This is a genomic window from Streptomyces sp. NBC_01515, from assembly GCF_045040345.1.
Classification (GTDB): Bacteria; Actinomycetota; Actinomycetes; order Streptomycetales; family Streptomycetaceae; genus Streptomyces.
In genome coordinates, this window is the sequence record NZ_CP109416.1 from 2,175,868 (window position 1) to 2,200,408 (window position 24,541).

The following is a 24,541-nucleotide window of genomic DNA, read 5'->3' on the forward strand; positions in this document are numbered from 1 at the left end:
GCCCCGCAGCCATGGTCGGCTGCGCTGGTGCTACAGCCAGCCGCGGCCGCGCAGCCGCCGTACGACCGTCTCGTGGACTGCTCGCAGCTTGTCCTCGTACTCCCCGCTCAGACCCCAGCTGTGCCGGTCGACGAACGCGACGGGCCCGCGGAGCTTGATGACCCGGTCGTCCGGGTCATAGTCGTCGTCCTGCTCTTCTTCGTACTCGTCGTCAGGATCGGGCGGGACAGGACCGCTCAGCTCCCAGAACATGCCGTTGGCGACCTTGTTCATCCGCCGGCCGTCCTCGCCGAAGGGCACGTAGAAGTACATGGCGACGGGATGCAGACCGCGCAGGAACTCGTTGCCGGTCTCGCCTGTGATGCTGGCGCCGATCTGGGTCCGAATGCCGTGGTGCGGCTTGGCATCGAAGCCGAGTTCGCCGTCCGGAGTGACAAGGGCGTACCTCATCGGCTGGGTGTTCCGGTCGTCAGTGTGGTGGTGCATCAGGCTCTTCCCCCTGGGACTGTGACGCTGGCCGGCGCGTCACTGTACGTGTTGCCACACGGGCACGCCGTGTTCGCGGGCGAGAGCGGCGAGCGACAGCGTCTCGTCTTCCTGAACCGCGAAAACGACGCACAGATCGAACTGCTCGCCCACCAGCCCCTCGTTGCGTCGGCGAGCGCCTTCCCTATCGTCCGCGGCCACCGCGGCGCGAGACACGAAGGCGTCGATCCGGGGCGGCCGCGTCGGATCGACGTCGGCGACGGCCGTTACCCATGCCTCCACCATCCGGTCGGCCGCTGTCTCGCTGGCATGAACGAAGCGCAGCTCGTGTTCCGGGCCGAACGCCTGCGTCACGTCGTGCCACACCTCCATGAGCGCGTTCTCCAGGACCTGTTGATCGGAGAACCCGGGCGCGGAAGCAACCAGTACCCACACCGCGCGAAGGCGGCTTTGCCCCAGACGGACGATGGACGTCTCGGGCAGAACAGCTCTCAGACGGGCGAGGACAGCGGGTGCACGATGGGCCAGCAGGTCGCGTGCCTGAGCGGATTCCGCCTCGGTGACGAGTTCCTGGCCCCAGTCCGTCAGGCTGTGCGGGCGGATCTGGTCGGCAAGATCCGCGCCGGCCAGGTCGGCCCACTGTTCGACCAGTTCGTCGGGAAGCTGCGGAGGTTCCAATACGGCGATCGCCGATGCCGGCGGCACGCCTGGAGGACGTCGCGCGTTCAGGAGGCCGACAATGCGCGGCGCCAGAAAGCGCAGGTTGGTGGACCAGGGCACGTTGGATCACAGCACGTAGAGCGTGCCGCCGGAGGAAACACCGACCGGCTGGGCATGGCGGGCTACGTCGTCTCCCGCGGCAGCGCGCCACCACTCCCCCGCCTGCTCGAACCAGCCTGGGCGTTCCATGTCCATCGTCGTGCCCCTTCAGCTCTGACGTACGGGCCGTCAGCCGTGCGGCCTCGGCCGGAGAGACACATCGTTCGAGGGGGTTCTCCCTCATGCTCAACGACGGCGGTCCTCCACCCGCAGCGCCCGACGGACTGCCTCTCCGCAACCCGATGCCCGGATACCAGTCCGTGCTTTCAGGCTCAGGGGCTGGGGGTTTCCCCCGTTCCCGAGGTCGCGGGCCCCGTCACGCTGGCGGCGGGGAGCTGACTCGGGTGTCCTTTGTCCCGATCGGCGGAAATGCCGAAAAGGAAGCTGAGCGCGGTGAGGGCCGCAAGGCCTGCACCGATGGCAACGCCGAGGTCGCCGGTCTTTGGAACGGTGATGGACGTCTGGCGAGTGTGACGGTGCACGGCATATGCCACGGCGCATGACACGAGGACGATCATCGCGGCCGGCACGTCAATGGGTACGGTCATTCTGGGCCTTCTGGCTCGCGGGCCCGCCTGTCGTGACTGGACATCCTGCGGGCGGGCCCCCACTACGACCCGCCCGCGGGTGCGGAGGGTCCCTCTGCCCCTTCGGCGGGGAGCTGGACCCTCGGACAGCAAAAAGGGGCCCAACTCTCCTGAAAGAGCAGGCCCAGCTCGCGGGGCGACTTAGACACCGTTTCTAATGGCGTGATCGCTCGTTGAGCCGTGCATGACGGATCTGGTGGAGCGGTTGGTGCCGGACGAGTTGTGGACGCTGTTTCGGCGGGTAGTCCGGCCGACGGAGGTCATGCGCCCGCAGGGCGGCGGCCGACGGCGGGCCGGAGACCGTGAATGCCTAGCGGCAATCATCTTCGTGGCCACCTCGGGGTGCACCTGGCGGCAGTTGCCGCCGGTGTTCGGTCCGGCCTGGCCGACGGTCTACCGGCGCTTCGCCCAGTGGAGCCGGGACCGGGTGTGGGCCAGGCTCCACCGAGTCATCCTCGACGAACTCGGCGCCCGGGGTGAGCTGGACTGGTCGCGGTGCGCGATCGACTCCGTCAGCGTTCGGGCCGCAAAAGGGGGCTGCTGACCGGACCGAATCCGACCGACCGCGGCAAGAGCGGATCGAAAATCCACCTGATCACCGACCGTAATGGACTTCCCTTCTCGCTGGGCATCTCCGGCGCCAACATGCACGACAGCCTCGGCCTGGAACCGCTCGTGCGAGGGATCCCGCCCATCCGCTCTCGTCGCGGACCGCGCCGCCGGCGCCCGGCCAAGCTCCACGCCGATAAGGGCTACGACTACAACCACCTGCGCCTATGGCTCCGCAAGCAAGGCATCCGGCACCGCATCGCCCGCAAGGGCATCGAGTCCTCCACCCGGCTGGGCCGCCACCGCTGGGTCGTGGAGAGAACGGTGTGCGCCACGAGGCGCTCTGTTTATATCCCCGGCTCAGCCGGGAGGAACTCGGGAGGAGGTTTCTGGGCCGAATGACTTACCTGGATCCGAAAGGTGAAGGGGACAAGAGCATGTCAGGAAACCAGTGACCGGGCCCAGTTGCCAGGGACGGTGTGCTGGGCGGCCCGCGCGATATGGCGAAGACTGGATTGTTTGAAGCCCAATCTCCAGAAGATGCAAGTTCCCATCCGCCGGAAAGACTACTGAAACCGGCGCCGCACTCTGCACGGGGTTTCATTGTTGCCCGGTGCACCTCCGGGGTGCGGAGCGATGTCCAGCGAGGACATTCAAGGAGATGAGTGGGACGCCTAAGTCGCGCTAGAACGTACAGACAGAGACGAACGTGGGATCGCCTACGGGACGCGAGTCCTATGGCGACGGAGGCCCCGTAGTAGTCGCCGGAGTCACGACCGGCCAGGGAGGACGGGAAAGCCGTCCACATCGGGCGAAGGGGGCCAGGTGATTCGGACACTCGAACCCGGGAGGTATGCGTAATGCAGAGCGCCAAAACGGTGCTGGGTGTCCTGCGTGAACGCGGCAGGCGTGGCCTGCCGTGCGAGGAACTGTACCGGCAAGTATTCAACCCGCAGTTGTATCTGCTGGCCTACGGTCGCATCTACGCCAACCATGGTGCGATGACGCCCGGGGTCACGTTGGAAACTGTGGACGGCATGTCACAGCGGAAGATCGACCGGATCATCGAGGCGATACGTCACGAGCGTTACCGCTTCAAACCGGTCCGGCGCATCCATATCCCGAAGAAGAACGGGAAGATGCGTCCGCTGGGGCTGCCGACCTGGTCGGACAAGCTCGTCGGCGAAGTGATCCGCCTACTGTTAGAGGCGTATTACGAACCGACGTTCTCCGACCACTCGCATGGCTTCCGTCCCCGTCGGGGCTGCCACACCGCATTGCGGGAGGTTGACCACACCTGGACTGGGGCATCCTGGTTCATCGAAGGGGACATCTCCGATTGCTTCGGCAGCCTGGACCATCAGGTCCTGCTCTCGATTCTCGGCGAGAAGATCCATGACCAGCGGTTTCTACGGCTGGTGCGCAACATGCTCACAGCCGGATACCTGGAGGACTGGAAGTGGGGTGCCACGCTCTCCGGAGCGCCGCAAGGCGGAGTGGCCACGCCCCCAACGCAATGGGCAACTTCTGCTTCGAGGTGACGCTCGGCTACCGGCGCTTGGAACTCCTTCCTCGCGCGGAAGGTAAGGAGCGTCACAATGGGTAGTAGGTTTGTGACATGGTGCGTGGTGATCGTGTCGATAGCGTCGAGTACGCCCGGCGGGTCAACGCCGCCGCGGATCTGGCCGGGGCGGGGTTGCCCGCGGCCGCAGCCGCCCGCACGTTGGCGAGCAGGTACGGGGTGTCGGTGCGTCAGGCACGCCGGTATCTGGAGCAGGCCATGGCTGCTGGACGGGTCGAAGTCCCCGAGTCGAGCGTGGTGTTCACCGTCAAGCTGCCCGGCTCGCTGGCCGGGCAGATCCGTGCTTGTGCTCACGAGAGCGACCGGGCGATCTCCGCGGTGGTGGCCCAGGCCCTGGCAGAGTTCCTTGAGCGGGGTGCCCCGGAGGGCCGGCCTCGTAGGTGAGCGGCCGGCTGGTGGAGACGGAGGCGGTCTTCGACCGTCATGCGGCGGCGGACTTGTCCGCGGCCTACGCGGTGTTGGTGCCGCAGCGGCGGGCCCGGGTGCGGGCCGGCCCCGATCAGGCAGGAGCAGCCGGTGACCAGTGCGGCGATTTACGCCCGGGTGTCCTCGGCCCGGCAGAAGAAGGACCAGACGATCGGCTCGCAGACGGCGGCCCTGCGCGCGCACGCCGGCGAACAGCGTCTTGAGCTGCCCGAGGAGTGGGTGTTCGAGGACGAGGGCCATTCCGGGGCGACGTTGGTGCGGCCCGCGTTGGAGCGGCTGCGGGACCTGGTCGCCCAGGTCGGCGTGGATGTGGTGCTGTGTTACGCGCCGGACCGCCTCGCCCGCAAGTTCGCCTATCAGGCCCTGCTGATCGAGGAGTTCGCCCGGGCGGGCACCCGGGTGGAGTTCGTACGGGGCCCGCGCGGCGACAGCCCCGAGGACCAGCTGATGGTCCAGTTCCAGGGCATGTTCGCCGAGTACGAGAAGGCCCAGCTGATGGAGCGCTACCGGCGGGGGAAGACCTACCGGGCACGCTCGGGGTCCATCAACGTGCTGGGCGGTGCCCCGTTCGGTTACCGCTACCTGCGCAAGACCCCTGAATGCGGGGCCACTTACGAAATCGTCGAGTCCGAGGCGGCGCTGGTGGTGGAGCTGTTCCGCCGCTACACCGACGACGGAGCCTCCATCGCGGACCTGACCCGCTGGCTCACCAGCAGCAACATCCCCACCCGCACCGGCAAGACCCGCTGGGACCGAAGCGTGGTCTGGGGCATGCTCCGCAACCCCGCCTACGCAGGCCAGGCCGCCTTCGGCAAGACCCAGACCCTCCACGAGTCCCCGGGCCTCAACCGCCGGGCCCGTCTGGAGGGCCGCAGCACCCCCCGCGCAGTCAAGGCCGCCGACCGACCCCACGAGGAGTGGATCACCATTCCCGTTCCCGCGCTCATCACCCCGGCGACCTTCGAACGCGCCGCCCAGCGGCTCGCCGACAACAAACGCTTCGCCTCGCGCAACAGCAAGATCCCTTCCCTCCTTCAGGGCCTGTCGGCCTGTGTGAGCTGCGGATATGGCTACTACCGGACCTCGACCACCACATCGTCCGGCAAGAAGATCTACTACTACCGGTGCCTGGGCTCGGACGACTACCGCTACGAGGGTGGCCGGGTCTGCACCAACAAGCCCGTCCGCGCCGACTACCTCGACACCGTCGTCTGGGACCACATCATCGGCATGATCGCCGACCCGCACCTGATCCGGACCGAGATCGACAAACGGCTGGAGAGGGCCCGCACCTCCGATCCCGCCACGCGGCAGCGCGGCCGGCTCGAACTGGCTCTGGCCAAGGCCACCACAGCGATCACCCGCATGATCGAAGCGTTCCAGGAACAGCTGGTCACCCTCGACGAGCTCCGCTCCCGGATGCCCGATCTGCGCGCCCGTGAGAGCAACCTGCGCGGCCAGCTCGCCGCTCTGGACGCATCGATCGCCGACCGGGACGCCTACCTCAAGCTCGCCGACGACCTCGAGGGCTTCCTCGCCCAGCTCCGCGACAACGCCGAAAGCGCCGAGGTTCCCGAACGTCAGCGCGTCCTGCGACTTCTCGTCAAGGACGTGCTCATCGGCCCCGAGAAGATCACCATCCGGCACCGCATCCCCGTCCGCGAACACGCCACCGACGACGGCCAACATCAAGATCAAGACACTACGGAGGGTGACTCACGTCTGAGTTACCCATTGCGTTGGGGGCGTGGTCTCCCCGATCCTGTCCAACATCTACCTGCACAAGCTGGACGAATTCGTCGAGACAGTTCTGATTCCGGAGTACACCCGAGGGAAGCGCCGGGCGCGAAACCCGGCCTATCTGGAGTTGCAGAATCTGCTGGCGAAATCCCGTCGACACGGCGACCGGGTTCAGGCCCGTGCGTTGCGTCAGCGGATGGTCAGTCTGCCAAGCGCGGATCCAAACGATCCGGCATACCGCAGGCTGCGCTACATACGCTATGCGGACGATCATCTCCTTGGTTTCACCGGACCAAAAGCTGAGGCCGATCAGATCAAACAACGCCTGGCCCAGTTCCTACGTGACAAACTCAAGCTGGAATTGTCCCAGGAAAAGACGCTGATCACTCATGCCCGCACCGGGGCAGCGAGGTTCCTCGGTTACGAGATCACGACTCAGCACAACGACACGAAGAAGACAGGCCGTTACCGTCGAGTCAACGGCCAGATCGCTCTCCGTGTCCCGCGGGATGTGATAAAAGCCAAGTGCGCCCCCTATCTCGCCCGCGGAAACCCCGCGAAGAGAACAGCCCTGATCAACAGCAGCGATCATGCGATCGTGGCGACGTTCGGGACCGTTTACCGGGGCGTTGTTCAGTACTACCTGCTCGCCGGAGATGTCTTCCGACTGCACCGGCTGCAATGGGTCATGGAGACATCCATGCTCAAGACCCTTGCCGCCAAGCACCGTTCGTCAGTTTCGAAGGTGGCCGCTAAGCACAAGGTCAGAATCGATACCCCCAATGGGCCCCGAGTCTGCTTCGAGGCCCGAATCGAGCGGAAGAGCAGGAAGCCACTGGTGGCACGGTTCGGCGGGATTCCCCTCCAACGGCAACGAGCGGCGGAACTCGCTGATCGTGAGCCAGTCCGGGTGGACTATCCGCAGAAGGAACTCATCGCGAGACTCCTGGCGGATACTTGCGAGATCTGCGGAAGCAAGGGCAACGTGCAAGTGCACCACGTCCGCGCTCTCGCCGACCTCGCACATGCCGGATGGCAGCCTTCCGACTGGGCGCGCGTCATGCTCCACCGGCGCCGCAAAACAGTCGTGGCCTGCGACACCTGCCACGACCGAATCCATTCGGAAAGGCCGGCCAGACCACTCACGCAGTAGTCATTGGAGAGCCGGATGACAGGGAAACCGTCACGTCCGGTTCGGCGGGAGGCCGCGCGGAGCAGGACCTGTCACAGCAGGCACCTCGCCGCGCGGCCGACCCAACGTCCTGGCTCGCCGGCTGCCGCCGCCTGCACCGTCGCTACGAACGCAAAGCCGAGCACTTCCTGGCCTTCGTAGGCATAGCCGCGGCATTGATCAGCCACCGCAGGCTGGCACGTTCGTCGGCTGGCTAGGCGAGGGCTCTGGCCAGGCGGCGATAGCCCAACTCCTGCGCGCCCAGAACCTGACGAAGCGCGGCAAGACCGCCAGTCTCCATCCCTCGCTGAGCGTCGATCTGGCAGGCTCGCTCATATGCCAGAAGACTGCCGGTAGGGTCAATTTCAAGGTCGATCGAACCCGGCCACAGGGCCGCCGTGTCTCCGGCCAGAGAGTGGATCTCCTGCAATCCGAAATGCTCATCGGATTGCTCCAGCGCCTGGAGGATTCGCCCGATCAGCGCGAAGCCGGCCTGGGTGAATGCGGCGGCACGATCTATCGAGTAGCTGCTCTGGGCAGCACGCAGACCGGACTGGGCATGCTGCAGGACGTCCTGATTGAGCGTCCGACCGGCTGTGGCCCGCAGACCGGCTCGTAGACCCGCATCGGCGAGGTAGTACGACTCGGCGAGTCCGGCCCGCTCGGCGAGGATGTACAGGGCCCCTCCGATCCGTAGTCCGGTCGAGCACGCCAGCGCAAGCGCTGACGTGCTGTCCAAATCTCCGTGCATGATCGGGCCAACCTCGCAGGCGCAGTGGATCAGGGAGGTCCCACCGTACTGCCGCCCCGGCCCCGCTCCCTGGCAATGGCTCCTGCCAAAAGAAACGACGTCTTAAAAAGGTAGCCCCATAAGTACCCCTAGCCGCACAGGTGTTATCTGCCCGTGACCAACCGACCGCGGCACGCCGGTCATCGCGGTCTCATGGACGCCGTGAAGCCCGGACACCGTGCGGCGCCCGGGCTTCACGGTTGATCGGTTACCGGATGAGGTGTACCGGGACCGTGAACCGGTCCTCCATGTCCTTCCAGAGGGTGTCACCGGTGACCAGCGGGCGGTCCAGCCGCTCGGCGAGGGCGATGCACAGGGCATCGCCCAGGGCCAACGTCCGGCCGTCGTACTGCTGCCGGTCCCGGTGGGACCCGTGGATGAGCTGCCCAGCCCGTACCGCCTCATCGGCAGTGGTGGGCTCGACCGCGAGGCCCAGGGCCGCGAGGTCCTGGTGCAGTTCCTGCGGCGGGCGGGTGTACCCGCGGCGCAGGCAGACGTAGGTGACCTCGGCGAGGTTGGCGGCCGTCGTGGCGGCCGAGGACAGCAGCTCGTCGACGGCGTCGGCTCCCTTCTCCTTGAAGACCCAGGCCAGGACGGCGCTGGTGTCGAGAACGACGGGGGGTTCGGACTTCACTTGTGGTACTCCTCAACGGCTGATCTCAGGGAGGTGGATCAACCCCGGAAACGGGTTGATCTCGGTCTGTGAGGTGCGGGGGGGTGTTGAGGTGATCGGGTCGGCCGTCTTCGGTGTCGCGCAGTGCGCGAACCTCTGCGGCGGCGTCGAGCGATCCGGGGTCCACGGTGCCAGGGATACCGGCACGGATGCGGTCCTTGATCGCCTGCGGCGTCTCCACGATGACGACGCCGGGGCCTACGGCCCTGATGATCACTTCGTCCCCCTCTGCGAGGCCGACGGCCCGCTGCAGGGCGACGGGAACCGTCACCCGACCGCGGGGGCCGACCTTGGAGCGAGTGGGCTGAAGCATGTGAGGTGAGTTCCTTCGCTCGACGAGAGAGGGCGGGCTCACAAGACGACTCCAAGAGTCGCGATCCGGGAGCCACGCCGGGCAGCTAAGGGCGTACGGCCAGAACGGCCAGGAGCCTGCCGCGTGATGGGAGTTCCCCCGACGTCCCGGAAACGGGCCACTGATTTCGGACCGGGACGTGGACACGCGGGGGACTGTTCCCTTCTTTGCTCTGCTCTTTTGGTGGGTCCGGGCAGGGTAATACCCCATACGGCCCCCGGATGGTGAGCCCGGGGGACAAGGCCCCCACTGGGAGGCCTGTGCGCCCCACGGTACACCAGGCCTGCGTTTGTGACACGAATCTGACTATCGCCCACAACTTCTAGAAAGTGGGCAAGTGGCCTGTTTGCCCATACCGCGCACAAGTCGGCAAACACGAAGGGTAGTGTCCAAGCACGTTCTGTGACGGCTTGAGAGGGGAGTGTCGGATGATCGTACTTATCGACACCGCAGCCCACGACGCGTGGAGTCTCCGCTGGGAAGCAGCCGTTGCCATCGGCACCATCCTGCTCACCTTCGTGACTGGAGGGCTCGCCTGGAGCACCCGGCAACTCGCCCAGGAGACCGCGGCGGACCTTCAGGCCCAGTGGCGGCCGCTGCTGCTGCCCGTCGGCGAGTGGGAAGAGCGGAGCGGGAGAATGATCACGTACCCCCTCGGAATCCGGTACAGCGGCAACACCCTCCGTGTCCGGATCCGGAACAGCGGCCGCGGGCCTGCACTTCGAGTGCAGGCGAAGCTGGAATATGAGGGGCGGCGGGCCTTCGGCCCGGCTGACTGGTCCAGCGGAGCGCTGGAAGACGGGAACATCAAATGGCTTCGGTTCGAGAACGCCTTGTTCGAAGATGAGGCAACTCTCCGGATCACCTACGACGACCTGGCAGGCCGTCCTCATTCCACGGAGAGCATCATCAAACGGCGTGCCGCCGCTGTGCTGCTGTGTGACGTGCAGGTCATCGACGGCTTGCCCAGCAGAACCACGAAGATCGGCATCCGGATCATCGAAAAAAAGTTCGTGCGGCGCGGGCAGTTCGAGAAACTGGCCCGTACGACGGATGCGCTGACCAAGACGGTCAACGGCCTCAACGAGCGCGAGACGGACGGGACGGATACGTGAACGAAGAGGAGATGGCTCGGGCGGTGGCCCGTGGCCTGGCCCGAAACGAGGCCCGGCACGCGAACGCGCAGGCCCGGCAGCTGCTCGGCTGCCTGCTGGTGTTCGCCGTCTTCGGCGTCGGCTTCATCCTGCTCGTCACGTACGGAAGCTGACGGAGCGGATTGTCGCGCAGGCCGGCGACACCAGCCCGGTGGCGGCCTGGCGGGCCTGGCGGGAGGTGCTAGCTAAACGCAGAAGCTTCCCACAACAACCCCAACCGCTCTCAATACAACCCACACAATCCCAGGTCACAACCACCTCACCACACCAGGGTCGGCCGGACCGGCGGGAGCCGCGGCTGCGGTGACCTCCAGCAGCCACCGCGCAGTGTGGGAGTGAGTGAGACCTTTCAGCGGGGCTGCTCCAGGGTGAGGGCGTCTGCGGGAGTTGACGACACTCGATTCGTGCTGCACATGCTCTTCGGACGATGCGCCGGGACCTCGGACGGGCTGCGCCTGCCCCGCTCTACCGGAGCTCGCGTTGCGGAGAGCTCGCGGTTGACCATGCGCCCGGCCTGTGATCTTGACAGTGTCTCAGTTAACGACCGCTGTGCCGTGAACTTCCGGCAGGGAGCCGCGAGGAGCGTCATTGATGGCCATTGGAAGAGCGGCCAGGTGCCGTTTGGCGGCGTTCTGGGCATGACTGACGTCGGGGCGGCGCTAGCGCGTTGGGGGACGGCGCGGCTGCTGCGGCAGAGGACCGGGGGGCGGTCGATGACGGTCGAGGAGCTCGTGGCGGCAGTGGTCGCCTTGGCGATCGTGTCTGCGAAGAGGCTGGGTGCCGGTCTGGCGAATCGCGCGATGGAGGGTGTGGAGCAGTCGGTGGCCGACCGGCTTGGGCGGCTGTACCGGTGGGTCGCCGGACGGCTGCCAGGTGAGGAGGGAGCGGCTCTGATCGATGAGGCGGGTCGTTCTCCGGCTGCACAGGCTCTGCTGCGACGGCGGCTGGTACTGGCTCTGGGCGGGGATCCAGCAGGCGTTGAGGAGCTGCGGGTGCTGCTGTCGCCGCACGCGCCGGTCCTCGCCCATGTCGATTCCCTTCTTCCGGAATCGTCCGGCATCCCGCGTCAGCTGCCGCTGGCAGTGGCGGATTTCACCGGTCGCGGCCGGGAGTTGGCGCGGCTGGTGGAGGCTGCTGAGCGTGCGGGCGGGGGCAAGGTGTGCCTGGTGCACGGTCCGGGCGGGATCGGCAAGACGGCTGTCGTGGTGCAGGCTGCTCGTCGGCTGATGCCGTCTTTCCCCGACGGCCAGCTCTTCGTCGACCTGAACGGGGCGGAGGAACATCCTGCCGCCGTGGGCGAGGTCCTGGCTGACTTCCTGGTGGCTCTGGGAGTACCCCGCGGACGAATCCCCGATGAAGAGGCCGGACGGACACGGCAGTTCCGTACGGAGTCGGCCGACCGCCGTGTCCTGATCGTCCTGGACAACGCGGCCAGTGAACAGCAGGTGAGTGCGCTGATGCCGGGTGGGTCTTCGTGCAGTGTCCTGATCACCAGCCGCCAGGGCCTTGCCACGCTGGCCGTGGATGAGCGCGTCGCACTGCCGGGGCTGGATGAGGGCAGCGCCTGGGATCTGTTGAGACGGATCGGCGGCGGGGACCGGGTGGACGAGGACCCCGAAGCAGGTCGTGACGTGGTCCGTCTGTGCGGCGGGCTGCCGCTGGCCCTGCGTATCGCGGGAGCGCGGCTGGCCACGTTTCCCGCCCGTACGGTGGGCTCCTTCGCCCGCGATCTCGCTGACGACTATCGGCGGCTGGATGTGCTGAGCCTGGGCGAGCGCAGCGTGCGCGCGGTCTTCCGCGCCGGATATCAGGCGCTCCCGTCGTTGCAGCAGCGTGCGTTCAGACTGTTGTCGGCCCTGGACACTCCCGACCTGCCGGCCTGGGCGCTGTCGCCTTTGCTGGACGTGGACGCCGATGCGGCAGACGCGTGCCTGGAGGGACTGCTGCTGGCGCATCTCGTGCAGGCCCGCCGCGGCGGGGCAGACAGCCAGCGCATCGTGCTGCACGATCTCGCGCGCGGGTTCTCCAAGGAGCGAGCGGCCGAGCAGCCGGCGGACAAGTCCGACAGCGCCGTGAGGCGTCTGCTGGGTGCCCTCCTCAGTGCCGCCGACGCAGCCGACGCGCAGTTACGGCCGGCCGGTGTCCGGCACAGCGGCCGTGGCGGAGCGGTCCGCCGTCCGCCGCCGTACGACGCTGTGGCGGGTGATGTGTGGCAGGCCGTCGAGTGGTTCGAAGCCGAGCGTGTGGTGCTGGTGGCAGCTGTCGCCCATGCTCACGCTCGCGGTTGGTGGGAGCTGTGCTGGGAGATCACCGACGCGATGAGTATCGCTCTTGAGCATCAGTGGCGCTGGAACATCAGCAGCCAGGTCCATGAGCTTGCTCTGGACGCAGCCGACCGCCTGGGGGATGGCGGGGCCCGCGCCGCGCTGCTGCGCAACCTCGGCGAAGCCCTGCGCGACGGCAGTGACGTGGGCAGGGCCGCAGAGTGCTTCAGCGAAGCGATCGCGCTCTTCCACAGCTCGGGCGACGCACACGGCGAAAGCGACGCCCTGGGCAACCTGGGAATCCTGCAACGCCAGCAGGGCGAGCTGCAGGAAGCGGAGCGAACGCTCACCGCGGCCGAGAGCCTCTTCAGAGCCCTGCCGCTGGAACGCGGACTCGCCTGGACCCTGCGGGAAAGGGCGGTAATCAGCCGGCACCATGCTCACTACACCGAAGCCCTCGCTCAACTCGACGAAGCACAGGACCTGTTCGCCGCCAACGAGGAAACCCGCGGTGTCGGCTGGATCCTGCGCACCCGCGCCGACACCGAGAAGGAGAGCACGGTGGGCGGCTGCCCGCTCCCTCGCCGCTGGTACACAGGTCCCTGGCCCGGGTGCGACGTCACAAGCCGTCCCGCACAGGATCCGCGGTGGGCGGCGGCCCGCACCCACTACGAGCACGCTGCCCAGACCCTGCACGCTGTCCGGGACCACCGCGGGCACGCCTGGGCCACCCTAGGGCTGGCCGACATGGCGCTCTACGAGGGCGACCCCACCGCCGCCGAACTGATCAGCCGCGCGCTTCAGGAGACCGACGCCTGCGGCGACCATCGAGGCCACAGCAGAGCACTGACCGTGCAAGCCATGCTGCACGCCCAGGCAAACCACCTCAGCGAGGCCATCACACTGGCAGAACAAGCCCTCGCCGGCCCCCGCGACCACGTCGGCGCCGCGCAGGCCAACTTCCGCCTTGCCCGCCTCTACGGCGCCGCCGGCCGGCATCACGACGTCCTCCACACCCTCCGGCAGTCCCGAACCCATCACCACGCCGCCGGCATGCCCTTCCCCGACCTTGCCGACACCGAGCTCTGCAGGACACTCAACCGCCCCGTGCCCCGCGCCCATCGCTTCCGCCGCCATCAGTGATTCCTGCGGCTTGACAGATCGCATTAGGAATCACTGCGCCCAGTCCCAGGAGGTGACGCGAGGCTGAGCGCCGATCTCGGACATGAACGAGTCGGTGCCGTCCGGCGGAACTGGGTTTTGCTTGGAGGCCAGCTCGGGCGCGCACACCTGCCAGTACAGGGTCCGGGTCCCGTATGGGGCGATGCCCGCGTCCTGAGCGAGCATCTTGACCGGACCGTTCACTTCGTCGGGGTACTCGCCGTCGGCGTGCTTGGGCGTGTACAAGGTCTGGAACTTCTGGGTGATGGAGATTACTGCGGTGTCGGAGCGGTTCTCGTAGACGGTCATGACGTTCACGCACTTGTTCGTCGCGTCGCCGTCGTGCCATTCGGTCAGGGCGACCGATCCCTGCGGAGTGCGGGTCGGGGCTGGCGCGGGCGCCGAGGAGACGGCCGGTGTGGGGGTGGCCGAAGTACGGTTGGCTACAGGCGTCGGTGTCGGTGCGGGTGTGGGCGCAATGGTCTGAGTGACCGTGACCGTGGGGGCTGCCGCAACGGGCTGCGGGTCTCGGCCACTACAGCCGACGGCGAGGAGTGCAGCCGCGCAGGCGGCTATGGCAGGAAGGAACCGGCGGGGCATGGCTGCCTTTCACATTCAGCAAGATGACTGCGCCAGGCGCTGCTCGGCCGGTTCCTGTGGGGGACGAAAGCGGGGGTCGCCACCTGACTTTCGGTACGACGCGGATCATAGCGACGGGAGCGGTTGCTCGACCGCCGCCGTTTGATCAGCCCTCGGGTACGGCTCTGGGCTGGGGGATCGGCTCAGGGGGCCGGTGCGGTCGGTATGGGCGAAGCATGACAGGGACAGTGAGGGCTGGTTGCCGTTGTGGCGGCACATGGAGGACAGCGCCGCGGTGGCGGGGCTGTTGTGGGACCGGTGGCTGCCCGCGAACGTACGGGCTCTGATATCCGGGGCGTTACCGGGTGGTGAGCGGGATGGCCAGCGGCTGGCGGTGTGGCTGGCGGGTGTACACGACGTGGGCAAGGCGACGCCGGCGTTCGCGTGTCAGGTCGACCAGCTCGCCGATGTGATGCGTGCGCAGGGTCTGGAAATACGGACGCCACGGCAGTTCGGGCTGCCCAGTACCGCTGTTTGTATCTGCCGCCGGTCCGCGCCCGATACCCCTCCACCGCGCAACGCCGCACCCCGCCCGGATCGCTTCATCTCACCGTGCCAGCGGCCCCACTCCCCCTCCAGCCCACCGGAGCGAGCGGCCCCGACTACTTGTAGCGATAGAGCTGTTGGAGGTGCAGGGCGTCGGTCTGCCACTGCGAGATGGCCGCCTCCGTGTCATCGGGCACCGTCCTGCCGAGCTGGTTCGCCACCCGCTGAAAGACGGCCGCCGAGTGGATGTCGGTGGCCGCCACGAGTGCGGTGAGGAGGGGTTCGTCAGCCGGCGTGTGGGCGTCGACCCGGACGAGAACGGCGACCTGGTCGTCGGGGTGAAGGTGGTGGGGCAGGGCTGAGCCGAGCTGGCGGCGCAGCCGCGACCAGGACGTGGTGGAACGTTCCCGAGCGGCCTTCTTCAGCGCGCCGCGTACCGCGGCCGCCACCTCGGTGACCTTCTCCTCGGTCAGCCGCTCCCGCTCCCGTTCCTCGTGCCGGGTTCTGCCGCTTCTTTGTCCGTCGGCCCCGGCTTCGCGTCTGCGGCCGGGAACCTGCTGCCCAGGTGTGCCGGATGCGCGCCGCTGGGGCGACTGCTCGTCCAGCCGCGCGATCCACGCATGGGCTGCCCGGCGCTGTGCCGGCGTCGCTTCATCCCCAACGTCCGCGAGATCTTGCCGCAACGCTTTGATGAGCCACCGGGTTTCGCGGGTGAGTGGCTGGCCGGCATGCGGAAGACGGCGCAGATCCCGAAGCCGCGCCTGAACGCGCCGCTGGGCGGCCTGGGCCTGGCTGGGGTGCGCGTCCCGTTCCGATGCTGCGCGGTACTGCTCGTGGGAGCCCGTGACCCAGGAGTCGACCTCCTCGCGCTGCAGTGCGGTGACGCGGTCATCGGCCTCGGCTGCGCTCTTCTCCAACTGCCGGATCATCCGCCTGACCTCACGCTCGGGCAGGCGTCCGGCCAGGCGCCGCAGATCGCTGAGCAGGTCCCGCATCCGACGGTGCGCGGCCGCGGCCGGATCCGGCGGTGCGGAGGATGTTGCCGCAACGCGCAGACGGGCCGGGGAGTGGATGCGGGAGAACTTCGGACCGCGGACAGGGGGCGCCTGGTCCCGGCGGGCCCAGCCCGCGTTGCGTTTCTGGTACTCCAGGAAGGTGCCGGCCGTGCGGATGGCTTCGTCCTCGTCCTTCGACCGGTCATGGCCCACCACGGTCTCGACCCGGACCAGCAGCGAGCGCACCTTCACCGAGCTGCGCTCGGCAACGGCCTGCCGCAGCTGCTGAACCAGGTCCCCGCGGAGCGTGCGCTGCCGGTCAAGAAAGACGCGTGCGTCGGACAGTGCAGCGGCCAACTCCCCTTCTTCCTTGTCTGGTTCGGCGCCGAACTGCTGGCACAGAGCGGTGACAGCGGGCACCGAGCCCGCGCGCAGCGCGTCGCGCAGGCGCCGGACCCGGTCGTCCTGCCCCACCACCACACCCGGGTCGGCGACCGGGGTGTGGGTGAAAGCGATCTGGCGGGGCGGGGGTGTGCGTCGTGAGCGGACGATCCTCTCCACGGCCGGGGTCCGCAGACCGTCGTCGGTCATCTCGCAGTCGTCCAGCCCGAACCATTCCGTGGGCCGGGCGAAGGCCTCCGTGCCGATGTGGACCCGGCGGCTGGTGCCCTGGCTCTCGAACCGCAGCCGGTGCACATACCAGCGCCGGATCAAGGTGTCCTCGTCGACGGGCACCGACAACCCCAGCACCGGCTCGACCCTTTCGTCGCTCCATACCGGTGTGACCCCCGGATCCAGATGCACCCGCAGTCCGCGGCCGCCTCGTTCGAAGGCGATGTCCAGCAGCGACCCGACAGGCAGGCCGTCCGGCTGTGTAAAGGTGAAACGGGCGTGCTCGCCGCGGCCGGCCAGCCATTCCCGCGCCGCCGCCTTGAGATAGAGGTGATCCGCGCTGGAGACATCGCGCGCGCGGCGCCCGCACACGTGCGGCAGACCGTCCGGGTCGGGGTGGTGCGCAAAGTGACAGACCCTGTCGGTGTACAGCTTCGTCGTCAGCTGCCCACCGCAGCCGCCCAGCAGCAGCCCGCACCAGAAGGTGTCCCCCGCGTGCTCCCGCCGGAAGGCGTCCACCTCGATCGCCTCCAGCGGCAGCAGCAGCGGCACCTCCGAGGCCGCATCCCCGAGCACCGCCGTCTGAATCCGCCGCCTGTCCTCCAACAGAGCCCCCGCCCGCTACGCCTCAACCCATCGTGCCACCAGCCCAGTTGACGCTCCAGAGCCCCGGCACATGCATCCCGCCGAACCCTGTCCGTACCCGGAGGTCGGGTCTGCGGCACATCGCCTGCCGCGCGAGCTCGAAGCGCCCTTCGAGGGAAGGAGCGGCATGGGCCGCACAAGTGACCGTCACTGTTTCGGCACCAGACAGCGACGGCGGAGCCGACGGCCCTGTTGCGGGACGGCCACTGGGTGGGAGGGCCGGCGGTCACGTGTGAGGGCGGAACCCGCTGCAACTGCTCCGCCAAGCCGCGCTTGAAGTGACAGAGCTGCGATGTCAGTGCGTCCCCATATCTTGTCCCGATGATTCGGAACGTGGTCGACGAGCGGGTCTTCGAGGCGGCAGTAGTTGACTCCCAGCGGGCGGTGGCGGAGTTCGACGGGGCTCGCCAGTGGCTGGCCTCTGCCAGGCAGGGGCCGATGGAGCCGCTTGCGGCCGAGGTCTGGGTATTCGACGAGGATCTGGCCCGGGTGGTGTTGGTGAAGCACCGTTGGCGGGGCTGGGTTCCGCCGGGCGGGAAGGTCGAGGCCGGAGAGACACCGCGAGAGGGTGCGAGTCGGGAACTTTTCGAAGAGGCGGGGCTTCAGCCGAAGTTGCTGTCTGAGCCGGCGTCAGTCGCAGTTCGTTCGTTTCACCCGGACTGGCCGGTCACGTTGGGGCTGTCGTATGCCTCGGTCGTTGATGTGGCGACGCCGTTCGTCGCGGAGGCCGGGCAGCCGGTGGCCTGGATGCGCTTGGACGAGGGCTGGGAGAGCTGCTTTCCCGATGACGTGGCCCGAATCCGTAAGCACGCGGCTTGGATAGCTGGTCAAATGGGCCGTCACTGACGTCCTCGGCGTCGCCCGGCTGCGCAACCTGGCCCTCGTCGGGTAGCCCCACTTTGCCGGCAGCACTCCAGTCTTCTCCAACATCCGCTTACAGGACGTCATTTAGTGTCCCGGACTTGGCGTCGTCGGCAGCGGAGATCAGGGGGCCGAGGACCGCGAGGCCGATGACGCTGAGGCAGTCCGAGGCGGGTCTGTGACCGTCGGGTCCCGCCGCAGCGCCCCACGTGTCTGGACCGGTTGGGACTTGGTCTGTGTCAGGAACAGCTCATCGCGGGGGCGAAGGTGCGTCACAGTCCAGACCTGAGAGACAGGCATTCTGATAGGAGGAGTCGTAAATGCGTTCACCGGCGGTCTTCGCGCTGGTCAGGGCCGCGCAAATGACGAGGACCATGAAAAGTTGGGTGACGGCAACCACAGGTACCCGGCGGACTCCGGCTACGACAGCTGCAACCAGGGCGGCTGCGGCCACGAACAGAGCCTTCTGCAGGTAGGGACCCGGCGGTGCGCCGTAGGCCTGGTCGCCAAAGGACGACCAGTAGGACGCAATCCAGAAGAACCAGATCAGGCCTAGGGCTAACAGCTCGAGAACAGCCAGGCCCACGGATATGGCCACGGCCCGACCAGTACTTTCAGGATCTGCACTCACCCGGTCAGAATCCATCCGGCAGGTACGCGGTGTCATGAGTATCCGTACTCTCTTTCCGCGGTCCTGACCTCGATTCCGGGTGTCGCGGTCAGGACCGCCGCAGTGGTGCTGGTCACCGTCGGCGACGGCACCAGCTTCCCCACCGCCGCCCACCTCGCCTCCTACGCCGGCCTCGCCCCCACGACGAAGTCGTCGGGCACCTCGATCCACGGCGAACACGCGCCACGAGGCGGCAACCGGCAGCTCAAACGCGCGATGTTCCTCTCCGCGTTCGCCGCCCTGCACGATCACGCCTCCCGCACCTACTACGACAAATGCCGGGCCCGAGGGAAAACCCACACACAGGCACTTCTCCGCCTGGCCCGACAACGGATCAACATGCTGGTCGCGATGCTCCGAGACGGCACCTTTTACGAACCCCGAACCCCCGAAGCAAACCCCGCATGACCAGCTTGGGCTTGACGAAGGACATAGAGGCACCCCCCGTGGCTCAACGCCCCCGAATCCGAAAGGTTCTGGTCACGCCGGGATGTCCACCGTGCCGTCCTCGACTCCCGCCACCACACCCTCGATCACCTGCGCCAGCTGCCCGCAGATGAGATCCTCACGCGCAACGAACCCCATCTCGCCATACCTCACCTGCTCGCCCTCTGCGCAACCCGGCCGGAACGATGGAGGGCCCTGCTCAAGGCCCTCGACTACGGCTCCACGGACGAAAAGATCCCTTTTGGGGAACTGCTCGAAGGCATCCAAGATCCCGCCCCCGCCAGGGGAGCCTCTTCACTGCACGCGGGAACAACTCAGGATGGTTGACCGTTCACTCATATGTGGTTGTGGAGGGGACAGTGTCCCCGGGCCTCACCTATAGCCCATGGGGACGATCGTTCGGCTGAAGCCCCATGGAGCCCTCCGCCGAGAGGCGACCGTCCTCCGCACGCCACCGCTCACGGCCCCGGCTGGTCTCCCCCGTCCAGCCGGGGCTTTCGGCTGTACACGACCGCCGTGGGCCTGTAGTCGGGTGTCCGGGTTCGCAGCAACTCCCTCAGCCGAGGCCGAGCCGGCTCAGTGCGGTGGTCCAGTCGGTGACGATCGCCTTCTGCGCGGCCGCGAGGGCGACCCGGCCCTTGCAGACCGCAGTGTGCAGCTTCGTCTCCACCGGATCCTTCTTGTTGTTGACCCCGGCGCCCTTCTTGTGGCCGGGGTCGGCGGGCTCCACCCACAGGTTGCGGTAGTCGTTGGGGTCCCCGCCCAGCTGCAGGCTGATCAGGTGGTCGTACTCGGCATCGCCCATGCGGCCGGTGAAGCCGTAGGAGGCGGCGTTCAGCTTCTTCTCCTTGCCGGTGACGGACGTGGAGGGGCGGATGTCGGAGGTGTAGCCGCCCTTGCGGCAGATCGTCGACTTCAGATTCGCCTGCGTCACCGCCGGGGAGACCGCGCCCGGCGTGCACTGCGGGTCCTCGATCGGCTCGCCCTTGAGATACCGGTAGTGGCAGGTGCCCGCGGCCGGCTGCTGTTGCACCGTGTACGTCTTCTGCGGACCGGCCCCCACCGCGATCGCCCGCCCGGCCCCGCCGGCACCCGACGGAGGCGCCGCAGCACTCGCGCTCCCGGACGCCGTAGAGCCCCCCCAGCGAAGTAGGAGAGCAGCCCGCGAGCATCAGGCAGGTGAACAGGGCGGATGAAGCGGCACGGCGGGTGGAACGCATGACGACCCCTCACAGGCAGGCGATGGCTGAGCAGATGCTGCCCTAACCGACTGCCGTCCTACCGCGTGGGGTGCCGTGCGAAGGCGCACGCCTGCCGTGCGGTGCAGCGTAAACGCGCCCCCCATCCCGCAGTTGTACGAGGCAGACCCGTACAAGCGGGGCGGCGGCGAAGGCGTTGTGCGTGGCCCGGGCGAGGTCTGGCATTAACGCTCCGAAGCGTCGGAGCGTTAATGCCAGAGGTCGAAGCGACGGTCGCGTTCGACGCGGTCGGCGGCCTCGTGCAGGGTGAAGGTGACGTCGACGATCCGGTCGGCGAGCGCCAGGACGCGCACATCGTCGGTCAGCAGTTGGAGCTCGGTCAGGGCCTCGCCCGCGACGGTGCGCGCCTCCAGCGCGGCCGTGCGGCCTCCTGCTCCGCCTCGGACGCGCCATCCTCCTGGGCCGTGGATGGGCTTTGCGGCCGTGCCTCGTCTGTCAGGTGTCGTCGGGACTGCCCGCGAGTGATCCGCCTATCCAGAAGGGCAGCGCCTTTTGGTCTTTGCTCAGTGAGCGTCGTATGGCGTTGACCAACCGCACCTGCGCCTGGGCGGGCGCCCTGTTGGCTCGGGCGAACTCCTCCTTGGTCAACGGGGCACGCGTCGGGTCGCGTGCCGGGTCACGGGCCGCCTGGTCGAGGAACTCCCCGATGGCCTTGCCGAAGTTGTCGATCTCCACCGCGACAGCTGCGGGGGCGACGAGACTGGCACGGGTCAGGGCCGCGCTCCACTCGCTCCAGTCGTAGTCCCAGCCCCGGCGGTCGGCGTGGGCTCGGCTGATGACCATCGTGAACTTCGCGTAGTGGCTGATCAGTTCCTGGTAGGCGAGCAACTGCTTGTCCCGCAGCCACTGACGGTCCTGGGCCCGGTGCGTGACGATGCCCCCGACCAGGACGCCGATTGTGGCGGACAGCGCCCCGGCGCCCGTTGTCACCAGTGTGTCCAGCAGTGCCACCCCGGGCCCCGTATTCCCCGTCGCTCGAACATCGGCGGCTCGAAGCTACTGGTGACCAACCTTCGGTGACAATGCTCAACTCCAAAAAGCGCATTTCGTCGGTTCATCTCCCCGCGGGACAGGCGCCCTTGTACGGAACCCTGACCCAAGGGCCGAGCCGTGCGTCACCCAACGGGTCCGATACGGAGGACGGCGGCGGTGTCGAGGATGTCGACGACCTTCAGGCTCATGGCGTTGTTGATGGTCGCGGCGGGTCCCTCTCCGCAGTTGAGACTGACGCCGCCGCTGCCCTCCGAGGACACGCCGCCGCCACCGGAACAGCCCGAAACGCTGAAGCCCGACCCCGTCAGCGGCGCGACCATCTCGACCTCGCTGCCGGTGATCGCCGTCACCTTGATCGGCCCGAGGCCGTACTTTTCCGGCACTGTCACGACGTCCCCCACGGCGACCTTGATCTCACAAGTCCCGTCAGCGCACGGCCCGGTCGGCGAGGGCGACGTCGTGGCCGTCTCCGTGGGAGTCGGCCTGGGGTCCGGTGCCGGTGTCCCGGAATCGGACCCACTGGGCCGCCCCTCAGCGGGGGACCGGCCCGAGGAATCCGAAGAACACGATGTGAGAGCGGCGAACACGACAGTGACGACAACGGCGACGGCGGTGGATGACGTTCTACGCATCATGGCCGCCATTGAACCGCGCGGTGGCCGACCTCCGACAGCTCCTCACGCAGCCCCCGCTCGAGGCATTCTGTTGCGCTCTCCCGTCCATTTCCCGATCTCAACCATCGCGCGAATCCGGGCAGCAACGAGGCAGGGACGAAGCCTCGCAGCTCGTATTGCTGATCCGCGCCCGTTCGGGGCTCCCCCTAACTCAGGACGGAGGACGGCGGGGGCCGAAGACGACCGGTGCGTCACCGGTGTCGTCGCTCATCCAGTAGCCCTGCGCGCTGAGGATCCTGCGGAGCGCGGTGTGCATCGCGTCCTGCTGCATGCGCCACACCTCGCCCAGCACGTCGACGGAGCGGTGCTGGCGCCAGATGACCCGCACGGCAGCGCCCGCCGGCCCGGGACCCAGCGCGAGCATGACGCCGGTCGCCGCCTCGCCCTCGCCTTCATGCGGGTCGCGGAGGGGCAGCCCCACCCTCAGCAGCGCCGCCACCAAAGCCTCCATGAACGGCCGCATGTGCTCGGGGACTTCCACCGGTCCGATGACGCACTGGTCCAGGATGTGTGCCGCCCGCTGCGCCACCGCGTCCGGGGCGGGATCCTGCTTGGCCATGTTGCGCTCCTGACGTGCCTGTTCTCGTCGTCCAGCTTGCCAGGCAACTCGTCGGACAGCCCTGTCGACAGGCGGTCCCTCGTCGACCGCGTCGTGCTCGGCAACGACGGGGGACAGAGGTCCGGCCCGCCGCAACGGGGGAATGCGGCGGGCCGACACTGGTCGTCACCCTGCCACAGCCGTGCACCTGTTGCACGGGTATGGGGTGAAACGCTTTCGGGCTTCTGTCCGGCAATGGTGCCGGGCGCGATCGGTGCGGTACGGGGCCTCCCCGCACCGCACCGGATGAGGGGTTACCGCAGGCGGTACTCCATCAGCATGAAGGCCAGGCCGATGACTCCGGTGCCGATGCCGTAACAGGCCCCGCGCAGGACCTGGGTGAGCGCGGTGCGCCGTCGGCGGGCGATCCAGGCGGCGGCAGCAGTACGCCGGTTTGTGCCCGCGCGCGGCGGGCGGAGGATACGGTTCATGGATGACGTGCCTTTCCGTTGGCGTCGTGGGGAGTCCGTCCGGCTGTGGCCTCGGAACCGGTGGCCGGGACAGGACTCCCCCTCTTTTTCTGTCTTCTTGTGTTTCTCCTGCGGGGGCCGGTCTTCAGCGGCCGGCGGTGAACTCCTGCAGCTCGTCGACGAGTCGGCGGTCGGGCCGGGCGACGATGACGGAGGAATCGGGGGTGCGGGCGGCGAGACGGTCGACCTCGTGTTCCAGGCGGCAGGTGGGGGCCAGCGCGGTGGAGCCGTTGGTGCGGACGTATCCGGCGAACAGCTCCAGTCCTTCGAGGAAGGCGGCGTCCGGCGGGGCGGTGTCGGCCATGGAGTGGGTGAGCTGGTGGAACCAGTGCCACGACCGCTTGGACTCGCCGAGCGAGAGGTGGTGCAGGTGGAGGCAGTAGGCGGCGGCGCGGCTGCCGGCTCCGGCGGCCAGCTGCCACCAGAACTGGGCGGACTCGGGGTGGCGGGTGAGGTAGAGCAGGCAGCCGAAGACGAGGGCGCCGTCGACGTCCATGTGCTCCTCCGTCAGCGGGGCGTTGCCGGGCTCTTCGGCGATCTTGGCGACGTGGTCGGCGGCGGCCGGTTCGTTGAGGACCCACCGGCACACCACGCTCAGGCGGTGGCCGGCCTGGGCGGCGCGGGCGATCTCCGGGGTGGGGGTCAGGCGCCGGGCGTCGGCGGCGAGCCGGCGCAGGCCCGCGGCGACGTCGAAACGGCGCGGGGCGGTGACCGGCAGGCGGGCACCGGCCAGCAGGGCGTCAAGGGTGGTGGCGGTCACGGCTGTTGTCCCCTCTTGGGCTTCTTGCGTTCGTCGGGCAGACCGAGTTTGACGCGCAGGCGTTCCTTGCCGCGGCGCAGGTGGTGGCCGACGGTGCGTTCGTCGATGCCGACGTACCAGGCGACCTTGGTCGTGGGGTAGCCGAGGATGTAGCGCAGCACGATCACCTCGAACTGACGGCCCGGCAGTTCCGCGATCGCCTCGTACAGGCCGCTGCTGGACTCCAACTTCTGGAGCTTGTCCCGGGCCGTGGCCAACGCCTTGTCCATCGCCTGGACGATGGGCCCGTTGATGACGAACGCCGGCGCCCGGCCTTCGTGTTCGAGGCGGTCGTGCACGGCCCGCCGCATGATCGCCCAGGCACCCTGCTCGAGGTTGCCCGCGCTCAGCAGTTCGGGCCAGCCCGCGTGGATCTGCAGGAACACCTCGTGGATGACCTCTTCGGCCGTCTCGCGGGTACCGAAGTGAACTTCCGCGTAGGAGTGGAACGCCTCCTGGTGCCCGAGGTAGAAGGCCTCGAACTCCAGCGGCAGGTCCAGCGGCAGGTACAAGGACTGCGACAGTCCCCCACGCGGGGCAGGGACCTGGGCGCCCTCCAGGGCGTCGTCATAACTCACGCGGGCCTCCCGGCGGCACGGCACATGGCAGGCATTTCCTCTTCCTCGAAGGTCGGCTGGG

At 67.9% G+C, this 24,541-nt stretch carries 22 protein-coding genes and 7 pseudogenes; 12 read left to right on the forward strand and 17 right to left on the reverse strand.

Going from position 1 to position 24,541, the window contains the following annotated elements; translation table 11 throughout:
- Positions 1–30: 30 nt before the first annotated feature.
- From OG407_RS09565 to OG407_RS09580, 4 genes are all read right to left on the reverse strand, one after another.
- Entirely contained in the window at positions 31–486 is a 456-nt protein-coding gene (locus OG407_RS09565) for a hypothetical protein (protein WP_405856879.1), read from the reverse strand.
- A gap of 39 nt (positions 487–525) precedes the next feature.
- On the reverse strand, positions 526–1,266 hold the full coding sequence (locus OG407_RS09570; RefSeq protein WP_405856881.1) for a DciA family protein: 741 nt from the start codon (positions 1,264–1,266) through the stop codon (positions 526–528).
- A 6-nt stretch (positions 1,267–1,272) separates the two neighbouring features.
- The gene (locus OG407_RS09575) at positions 1,273–1,401 is read right to left on the reverse strand and encodes a hypothetical protein (protein WP_405856883.1); all 129 of its coding nucleotides are present in this window, start codon (positions 1,399–1,401) and stop codon (positions 1,273–1,275) included.
- A 176-nt stretch (positions 1,402–1,577) separates the two neighbouring features.
- Positions 1,578–1,853 (reverse strand): hypothetical protein, encoded by a 276-nt coding sequence (locus OG407_RS09580; protein ID WP_405856885.1) that lies wholly within the window; start codon positions 1,851–1,853, stop codon positions 1,578–1,580.
- Between the two features lie 223 nt (positions 1,854–2,076).
- Between OG407_RS09580 and OG407_RS09585 the strand changes: the two are divergent.
- The 6 genes and pseudogenes from OG407_RS09585 to OG407_RS09610 all read left to right on the forward strand — a co-directional run.
- Positions 2,077–2,768, forward strand: a pseudogene (locus tag OG407_RS09585) (IS5 family transposase); the annotation flags it as partial.
- Between the two features lie 533 nt (positions 2,769–3,301).
- Positions 3,302–3,949, forward strand: a pseudogene (locus tag OG407_RS09590) (reverse transcriptase domain-containing protein); the annotation flags it as partial.
- Between the two features lie 110 nt (positions 3,950–4,059).
- Entirely contained in the window at positions 4,060–4,407 is a 348-nt protein-coding gene (locus OG407_RS09595) for a hypothetical protein (RefSeq protein WP_405856887.1), read from the forward strand.
- A gap of 39 nt (positions 4,408–4,446) precedes the next feature.
- Positions 4,447–5,661, forward strand: a pseudogene (locus tag OG407_RS09600) (recombinase family protein); the annotation flags it as partial.
- Between the two features lie 529 nt (positions 5,662–6,190).
- A pseudogene (locus OG407_RS09605) lies at positions 6,191–7,342 on the forward strand (group II intron reverse transcriptase/maturase); the annotation flags it as partial.
- 107 nt (positions 7,343–7,449) lie between these two features.
- Positions 7,450–7,578, forward strand: a pseudogene (locus OG407_RS09610) (IS5/IS1182 family transposase); the annotation flags it as partial.
- Here the strand turns inward: OG407_RS09610 and OG407_RS09615 are convergent.
- The 3 genes from OG407_RS09615 to OG407_RS09625 form a co-directional block, all read right to left on the reverse strand.
- The gene (locus tag OG407_RS09615) at positions 7,575–8,111 is read right to left on the reverse strand and encodes a hypothetical protein (RefSeq protein ID WP_405856888.1); all 537 of its coding nucleotides are present in this window, start codon (positions 8,109–8,111) and stop codon (positions 7,575–7,577) included. The pseudogene OG407_RS09610 and the gene OG407_RS09615 sit on opposite strands and share 4 nt — an antisense overlap.
- A 247-nt stretch (positions 8,112–8,358) precedes the next feature.
- A complete protein-coding gene (locus tag OG407_RS09620; RefSeq protein WP_405856890.1) occupies positions 8,359–8,784 on the reverse strand; it encodes a PIN domain-containing protein in 426 nt (141 codons plus the stop codon).
- A 25-nt stretch (positions 8,785–8,809) separates the two neighbouring features.
- Positions 8,810–9,136 carry an AbrB/MazE/SpoVT family DNA-binding domain-containing protein gene (locus OG407_RS09625; protein ID WP_405856892.1) on the reverse strand — a complete coding sequence of 109 codons (327 nt, stop codon included), beginning with the start codon at positions 9,134–9,136 and terminating at the stop codon, positions 8,810–8,812.
- Positions 9,137–9,603: 467 nt separating this feature from the next.
- On the opposite strand from OG407_RS09625, the gene OG407_RS09630 reads away from it, so the two are divergent.
- The 3 genes from OG407_RS09630 to OG407_RS09640 all read left to right on the forward strand — a co-directional run bounded on the left by OG407_RS09630 (position 9,604) and on the right by OG407_RS09640 (position 13,736).
- On the forward strand, positions 9,604–10,290 hold the full coding sequence (locus OG407_RS09630; protein ID WP_405856894.1) for a hypothetical protein: 687 nt from the start codon (positions 9,604–9,606) through the stop codon (positions 10,288–10,290).
- On the forward strand, positions 10,287–10,442 hold the full coding sequence (locus OG407_RS09635) for a hypothetical protein (protein ID WP_405856896.1): 156 nt from the start codon (positions 10,287–10,289) through the stop codon (positions 10,440–10,442). The genes OG407_RS09630 and OG407_RS09635 overlap by 4 nt, the downstream gene beginning before the upstream one ends.
- A gap of 600 nt (positions 10,443–11,042) precedes the next feature.
- Positions 11,043–13,736, forward strand: a complete 2,694-nt coding sequence (locus OG407_RS09640; RefSeq protein ID WP_405856898.1) for a tetratricopeptide repeat protein — start codon at positions 11,043–11,045, stop codon at positions 13,734–13,736.
- A 30-nt stretch (positions 13,737–13,766) separates the two neighbouring features.
- Here the strand turns inward: OG407_RS09640 and OG407_RS09645 are convergent, their stop codons facing one another.
- Complete coding sequence (locus OG407_RS09645) at positions 13,767–14,072, reverse strand: hypothetical protein (protein ID WP_405856900.1); 306 nt, start codon at positions 14,070–14,072, stop codon at positions 13,767–13,769.
- A gap of 475 nt (positions 14,073–14,547) precedes the next feature.
- Here OG407_RS09645 and OG407_RS09650 point away from each other — a divergent pair.
- Positions 14,548–14,850: pseudogene (locus OG407_RS09650) on the forward strand (HD domain-containing protein); the annotation flags it as partial.
- 145 nt (positions 14,851–14,995) lie between these two features.
- Here OG407_RS09650 and OG407_RS09655 read toward each other — a convergent pair.
- Positions 14,996–17,062 (reverse strand): hypothetical protein, encoded by a 2,067-nt coding sequence (locus OG407_RS09655; RefSeq protein ID WP_405856902.1) that lies wholly within the window; start codon positions 17,060–17,062, stop codon positions 14,996–14,998.
- 390 nt (positions 17,063–17,452) lie between these two features.
- Here OG407_RS09655 and OG407_RS09660 point away from each other — a divergent pair, with 390 nt between their 5' ends.
- Positions 17,453–17,977 carry an NUDIX domain-containing protein gene (locus tag OG407_RS09660; RefSeq protein WP_405856904.1) on the forward strand — a complete coding sequence of 175 codons (525 nt, stop codon included), beginning with the start codon at positions 17,453–17,455 and terminating at the stop codon, positions 17,975–17,977.
- Between the two features lie 265 nt (positions 17,978–18,242).
- On the opposite strand, the gene OG407_RS09665 is transcribed toward OG407_RS09660, so the two are convergent.
- Positions 18,243–18,590, reverse strand: coding sequence for a DUF6234 family protein (locus OG407_RS09665; RefSeq protein WP_405856906.1), 348 nt, complete (start codon positions 18,588–18,590; stop codon positions 18,243–18,245).
- A gap of 78 nt (positions 18,591–18,668) precedes the next feature.
- On the opposite strand from OG407_RS09665, the pseudogene OG407_RS09670 reads away from it, so the two are divergent.
- Positions 18,669–19,070, forward strand: a pseudogene (locus OG407_RS09670) (transposase); the annotation flags it as partial.
- A 595-nt stretch (positions 19,071–19,665) separates the two neighbouring features.
- Here OG407_RS09670 and OG407_RS09675 read toward each other — a convergent pair.
- The 7 genes from OG407_RS09675 to OG407_RS09705 form a co-directional block, all read right to left on the reverse strand.
- Positions 19,666–20,142 carry a hypothetical protein gene (locus OG407_RS09675; RefSeq protein ID WP_405856908.1) on the reverse strand — a complete coding sequence of 159 codons (477 nt, stop codon included), beginning with the start codon at positions 20,140–20,142 and terminating at the stop codon, positions 19,666–19,668.
- A 661-nt stretch (positions 20,143–20,803) separates the two neighbouring features.
- Positions 20,804–21,319 carry a hypothetical protein gene (locus OG407_RS09680; protein ID WP_405856910.1) on the reverse strand — a complete coding sequence of 172 codons (516 nt, stop codon included), beginning with the start codon at positions 21,317–21,319 and terminating at the stop codon, positions 20,804–20,806.
- 164 nt (positions 21,320–21,483) lie between these two features.
- Complete coding sequence (locus OG407_RS09685) at positions 21,484–21,750, reverse strand: hypothetical protein (protein WP_405856912.1); 267 nt, start codon at positions 21,748–21,750, stop codon at positions 21,484–21,486.
- Positions 21,751–22,186: 436 nt separating this feature from the next.
- Positions 22,187–22,594, reverse strand: a complete 408-nt coding sequence (locus tag OG407_RS09690) for a hypothetical protein (RefSeq protein ID WP_405856914.1) — start codon at positions 22,592–22,594, stop codon at positions 22,187–22,189.
- A 293-nt stretch (positions 22,595–22,887) separates the two neighbouring features.
- Complete coding sequence (locus OG407_RS09695; RefSeq protein WP_405856916.1) at positions 22,888–23,064, reverse strand: hypothetical protein; 177 nt, start codon at positions 23,062–23,064, stop codon at positions 22,888–22,890.
- Positions 23,065–23,188: 124 nt separating this feature from the next.
- Positions 23,189–23,863: a hypothetical protein gene (locus OG407_RS09700; protein WP_405856918.1), complete on the reverse strand. Its 675-nt coding sequence runs from the start codon at positions 23,861–23,863 to the stop codon at positions 23,189–23,191.
- On the reverse strand, positions 23,860–24,480 hold the full coding sequence (locus OG407_RS09705; protein WP_405856920.1) for an RNA polymerase sigma factor: 621 nt from the start codon (positions 24,478–24,480) through the stop codon (positions 23,860–23,862). Before OG407_RS09705 ends, OG407_RS09700 begins: the two co-directional genes overlap by 4 nt.
- Between the last annotated feature and the right edge of the window lie 61 nt (positions 24,481–24,541).

What these genes read in the sequence shown, in the direction of transcription:
- OG407_RS09565 (WP_405856879.1), bottom strand. Translation starts at nt 486, where the DNA reads ATGCACCACCACACTGACGACCGGAACACCCAGCCGATGAGGTACGCC.
- OG407_RS09575 (WP_405856883.1), bottom strand. Translation starts at nt 1,401, where the DNA reads ATGGACATGGAACGCCCAGGCTGGTTCGAGCAGGCGGGGGAGTGGTGG.
- OG407_RS09580 (WP_405856885.1), bottom strand. Translation starts at nt 1,853, where the DNA reads ATGACCGTACCCATTGACGTGCCGGCCGCGATGATCGTCCTCGTGTCA.
- OG407_RS09595 (WP_405856887.1), top strand. Translation starts at nt 4,060, where the DNA reads ATGGTGCGTGGTGATCGTGTCGATAGCGTCGAGTACGCCCGGCGGGTC.
- OG407_RS09615 (WP_405856888.1), bottom strand. Translation starts at nt 8,111, where the DNA reads ATGCACGGAGATTTGGACAGCACGTCAGCGCTTGCGCTGGCGTGCTCG.
- OG407_RS09625 (WP_405856892.1), bottom strand. Translation starts at nt 9,136, where the DNA reads ATGCTTCAGCCCACTCGCTCCAAGGTCGGCCCCCGCGGTCGGGTGACG.
- OG407_RS09630 (WP_405856894.1), top strand. Translation starts at nt 9,604, where the DNA reads ATGATCGTACTTATCGACACCGCAGCCCACGACGCGTGGAGTCTCCGC.
- OG407_RS09640 (WP_405856898.1), top strand. Translation starts at nt 11,043, where the DNA reads ATGACGGTCGAGGAGCTCGTGGCGGCAGTGGTCGCCTTGGCGATCGTG.
- OG407_RS09660 (WP_405856904.1), top strand. Translation starts at nt 17,453, where the DNA reads ATGATTCGGAACGTGGTCGACGAGCGGGTCTTCGAGGCGGCAGTAGTT.
- OG407_RS09690 (WP_405856914.1), bottom strand. Translation starts at nt 22,594, where the DNA reads ATGGCCAAGCAGGATCCCGCCCCGGACGCGGTGGCGCAGCGGGCGGCA.
- OG407_RS09695 (WP_405856916.1), bottom strand. Translation starts at nt 23,064, where the DNA reads ATGAACCGTATCCTCCGCCCGCCGCGCGCGGGCACAAACCGGCGTACT.